Raw genomic sequence first — 4,732 nt, 5'->3', positions numbered from 1 at the left:
GTGCGAGCCGGCCGACGGGGTCGCCGAGGCCTGCGCCGTCGTGGTCGACCACGACAGGGTCCGGGCCCTGGCGATGCGCCTCACCGGCCTGGACCACCGGTGGATGGTCACCGCCCTCCAGGTGGGCTGAGCATGACGAAGGGCCCCGACCGGCGATCCGGTCGGGGCCCTTCGTCGTGGCTCAGCGGCCCCGCTTGCGCCCCTTCTTGGAGGCAGCGGCGCGCCGCTCGGCGCGGGTGGTGACCGGGGCCTCGTCGCGCTCCTGCACCGAGCCGTCGTCGCTGGGCGCCGAGTAGTGCAGTCGGGCGGCCGGCTCGGGGGTGGTCAGGCCCTTGGCGGTGATCATCGGCTCCGCGGAGACCGCCACGACCTCGCCCGCGTCGGCGGTCAGCTCGGTGGCGGCGAGCGCCTGGGCCTCGCCGTTGACCTCGACCTCGACGTTGAACAGGTAGCCGACCGACTCCTCCTTGATCGCCTCGTTCATCGCCTCGAACAGCAGGAAGCCCTCGCGCTGGTACTCCACCAGCGGGTCGCGCTGGGCCATGGCGCGCAGGCCGATGCCCTCCTGCAGGTAGTCCATCTCGTAGAGGTGCTCGCGCCACTTGCGGTCCAGGACCGAGAGGATCACGCGCCGCTCGACCTCGCGGGTGACGTTGCCGCCCAGCGTCGCCTCGCGGGCGTCGTAGGCGTGGTGGGCGTCGGAGAGGATCTCCTCGCGCAGCACGTCGGCGGTGAGGGCCGAGCGGCCACCGGCCGCCTCCTCGACCTCCGCGATGGTGACGGACACGGGATACAGGGTCTTGAGCGCGGTCCAGAGCTGCTCGAGGTCCCAGTCCTCGGCGAAGCCGTCGGCGGTGGCGGCGTCGACGTAGCCGCCGACCACGTCGTTGATGAAGTGGCGCACCTGCTCGTGCAGGTCCTCGCCCTCGAGGACGCGGCGGCGCTCGGCGTAGATGACCTCGCGCTGGCGGTTGAGGACGTCGTCGTACTTGAGGACGTTCTTGCGGATCTCGAAGTTCTGCGCCTCGACCTGGCTCTGGGCGCTCTGGATCGAGCGGGAGACCAGCTTGGACTCGATCGGGACCTCGTCCTCCATGCGGGCCGAGGTCATGAACCGGTCGACCATGCCGGAGTTGAACAGGCGCATGAGGTCGTCCTGCAGGGACAGGTAGAACCGGCTCTCGCCCGGGTCACCCTGACGGCCGGACCGACCGCGCAGCTGGTTGTCGATGCGCCGCGACTCGTGCCGCTCGGTGCCCAGGACGTAGAGACCACCGAGGCTGGTGACCTCCTCGTGCTCGGTGGCGACGGCCTTCTCGGCCAGCTCGAGCGCCTCGGGCCAGGCCGCTTCGTACTCCTCCGGGGTCTCCTCCGGGTCCAGGCCCCGCTCCTTCAGCGCGGCGACCGCGTTGAACTCGGGGTTGCCGCCGAGCATGATGTCGGTGCCTCGACCGGCCATGTTGGTGGCGACGGTGACCGCGCCACGACGACCGGCCTGGGCCACGATCGCGGCCTCACGGGCGTGCTGCTTGGCGTTGAGGACCTCGTGCTTGACGCCGCGGCGGCGCAGCTGCTCGGCGAGGTACTCGCTCTTCTCGACGCTGGTGGTGCCGACGAGGACCGGCTGGCCCTTGGCGTGACGCTTGACCAGGTCCTCGACGACCGCGTTGAACTTGGCCTCCTCGGTCCGGTAGACGAGGTCGGCCTGGTCGATGCGCTGCATCGGGCGGTTGGTGCGGATCTGCACGACGCCCAGCTTGTAGATCTGGTGCAGCTCGGCGGCCTCGGTCTGGGCCGTACCGGTCATGCCGGAGAGCTTGTCGTACATGCGGAAGTAGTTCTGCAGGGTGATCGTGGCGAGCGTCTGGTTCTCGTTCTGGATCTCGACGCCTTCCTTGGCCTCGATCGCCTGGTGCATCCCCTCGTTGTAGCGGCGCCCGGCCAGCATGCGGCCGGTGTGCTCGTCGACGATGAGGATCTCGCCGTTCATGTTGACGTAGTCCTTGTCCCGCTTGAACAGCTCCTTGGCCTTGATGGAGTTGTTCAGGTAGCCGATCAGCGGGGTGTTGACGGACTCGTAGAGGTTGTCGATGCCGAGGTAGTCCTCGACCTTGGCGATGCCGGACTCCAGCACGCCGACGGTGCGCTTCTTCTCGTCGACCTCGTAGTCGCCCTTGCCGTCCTCGCCGCGCTGCAGCTTCTCGGCGATGCGGGCGAACTCGACGTACCACTTCGTGGCCTGGTCGGCGGGACCGCTGATGATCAGCGGGGTGCGGGCCTCGTCGATGAGGATGGAGTCGACCTCGTCGACGATGGCGAAGTTGTGGCCGCGCTGCACCAGCTCGTCGGTCGACCACGCCATGTTGTCGCGCAGGTAGTCGAAGCCGAACTCGTTGTTGGTGCCGTAGGTGATGTCCTTGCCGTACTGCTCGCGGCGCTCGGCCGGGGTCATCGAGGCGAGGATGCAGCCGGTCTCCAGGCCCAGGGCGCGGTGGACACGGCCCATGAGCTCGGACTGGTACTCGGCCAGGTAGTCGTTGACCGTGATGACGTGGACGCCCTTGCGCTCGATCGCGTTGAGGTAGGACGGCAGCGTGGCGACGAGGGTCTTGCCCTCACCGGTCTTCATCTCGGCGACGTTGCCCAGGTGCAGCGCCGCGCCACCCATGATCTGCACGTCGAAGTGGCGCTTGCCCAGGGTGCGCTTGCTCGCCTCACGGACCGCGGCGAAGGCCTCGGGCATGATGTCGTCGAGGGTCTCCCCGTCGGCCAGGCGGCGCCGGAAGACGTCGGTCTCGCCGCGCAGCTCGGCGTCGGTGAGCTTCTCGAAGTCCTCCTCGATGGCGTTGACCTGGGCCGCGATGCCCTCGAGCTTCTTGATCACCCGGCCTTCACCGGCTCGAAGCAGTCGTTCAACGATCTTGGGCACGCTCACTCCTGACAAGACTCTGATGGCGTCGGGCCGATGGTCCACGCCGCGACCTGCCTAGGTTAGTCGCTGGCGAGCCTGGCCGTGCGGCCGACGGGCCGTGGGGCGGTCGGTTGCCCCTCACGGGCGCAACGTGCGGGCCGCGGTGGGACGTTCCCGGGCGGCTCAGTCGTGGGCCGTGCTGCGCGGGGCGTGGTAGACGAGGTCGCGGTAGTCCCGGTGCCGCCCGATCCACGCCTTGACGAACGGGCACAGCGGCAGCACCCGGCGCAGGCCCAGCGCCCGCACGTCGTCCAGCGCCCCCTGCACGAGCGCGCCGCCGACGCCCTGGCCCTCGAACTCCCCCTCCACCTCGGTGTGGGTGAAGACGATGAGCTCGTCGGTCAGCTGGTACTCCGCGAACCCGGCCACGCGGCCGTCGACCCTGGCCTCGTAGCGGCAGGCCCCGGTGTTGTTGACGACCTCGATGTCAGCCATGTGCCCACCCAACCACGCGGGGCCGGTGCCCGAAAACCTTTGCCCTGCCACGCCCCCGTCGGCAAGGGTGTCGCCATGGATCGCCCGTTCCCCGATGTCGTGCCCGTGCTGAGCGACGGGGTGGTGACGCTGCGGGCCCACTGCCCCGCCGACCTCGACGCCGTCGTCGAGCAGGCTCGCGACCCGGAGATGGTGCGCTGGACGACCGTGCCCGCACCCTACGAACGGGCTGACGCCGAGGAGTACCTCGCCACGGTCGCGGCCGGGTGGCAGGACCCGGCGGGCAACCGCTACTGGGCGATCGAGGTCGACGACGCCGGCACGCCGCGCTTCGCCGGGACCATCGACTACCGCCCGCACGGCGGCAGGACCGCGGAGGTCGGCTTCGGCCTGCACCCCTGGGCCCGCGGACGCGGGCACATGAGGCGCGCGCTGCGCCTGGCGGCCGAGCACGCCTTCACGCACGGGGTGCGCACGCTGCACTGGCGGGCCGCCGTGGGCAACTGGGCCTCCCGGCGCACCGCCTGGGCGTGCGGCTTCCGCATCGAGGGCACCGTGCGCGGCCTGCTGCCCGCGCGCGACGGTGACCCGTATGACGCGTGGTTCGCCTCCCTGCGCGCGGACGACCCGCGCGAGCCCGCGACACCGTGGTGGTCCGCGCCGGTGCTCGAGGGCCACGGCCTGCGGTTGCGGCCGTGGCGCGACACCGACACCCCCACGGAGGGGCAGGGTCCCGACCCGGCCAGCCTGAGCTTCATGCCGGCCGGCGCCCACCCGGACGCTGCGTCGTTCGCCGCCTGGCTGGAGCGCACGCGCACCAAGAGCGCCGACGGGGTGGCGCTCTACTGGTGCATCGCCGACGCCGGAAGCGATGAGGCCCTCGGCGACATCCAGCTGTTCGGCTTCGACAACGGGAACGCCTCCCGGGACGCCGAGATCGGCTACTGGCTGCACCCCGGAGACCGGGGACGGGGCGTGATGGCCTCGGCCGTGTCCCTGGTCCTGGACCACGCGTTCGCACCGGTGGACGCCGGCGGCCTGGGTCTGGAGCGGCTGCACGCCTCGACCGACCCGGAGAACTGGCCGTCGGACCGGGTGCTGCGCGATGCCGGCTTCCGGCTCACCGGCGTCGAGACCAACTCATGGCGGGCACCGGACGGCAGCATCCACGGAGGGCACCACTTCGAGCTGCTCGCCGCCGACCGGGGACGGCCCGGGCTGCTCGTGCCGACCCGGCTGGAAGGCGAGCGGGTCGTGCTGCGCGAGTGGCGCGATACCGACCTGCCCCGGCTGCGCGAGGCGCTGGACGACCCGGCGCGCAAGCAG

General features: G+C 70.9%; 4 protein-coding genes. 2 read left to right on the top strand and 2 right to left on the bottom strand.

The genetic code is table 11. The features are described from left to right. The coding region (locus tag VF825_RS10665) for an Rv3235 family protein (protein WP_331113019.1) at positions 1 to 130 on the top strand (130 nt) is incomplete at its 5' end. A gap of 51 nt (positions 131 to 181) precedes the next feature. Here VF825_RS10665 and secA read toward each other — a convergent pair. Beyond that, on the bottom strand, positions 182 to 2,929 hold the full coding sequence (gene secA, locus VF825_RS10660; protein ID WP_331113017.1) for a preprotein translocase subunit SecA: 2,748 nt from the start codon (positions 2,927 to 2,929) through the stop codon (positions 182 to 184). Between the two features lie 165 nt (positions 2,930 to 3,094). Continuing rightward, the gene (locus VF825_RS10655; protein ID WP_331113015.1) at positions 3,095 to 3,406 is read right to left on the bottom strand and encodes a GNAT family N-acetyltransferase; all 312 of its coding nucleotides are present in this window, start codon (positions 3,404 to 3,406) and stop codon (positions 3,095 to 3,097) included. A 75-nt stretch (positions 3,407 to 3,481) separates the two neighbouring features. On the opposite strand from VF825_RS10655, the gene VF825_RS10650 reads away from it, so the two are divergent. Continuing rightward, positions 3,482 to 4,732 (top strand): GNAT family N-acetyltransferase (locus VF825_RS10650; protein ID WP_331113013.1); only part of this gene is annotated, 1,251 nt, incomplete at its 3' end.

This window comes from Oryzihumus sp. (genome assembly GCF_036391795.1).
In the GTDB taxonomy this organism is placed as follows: Bacteria; Actinomycetota; Actinomycetes; order Actinomycetales; family Dermatophilaceae; genus Oryzihumus.
The sequence above is the reverse complement of the archived record's forward strand: the minus strand, read 5'-3'. Positions and strand labels throughout refer to the sequence as shown.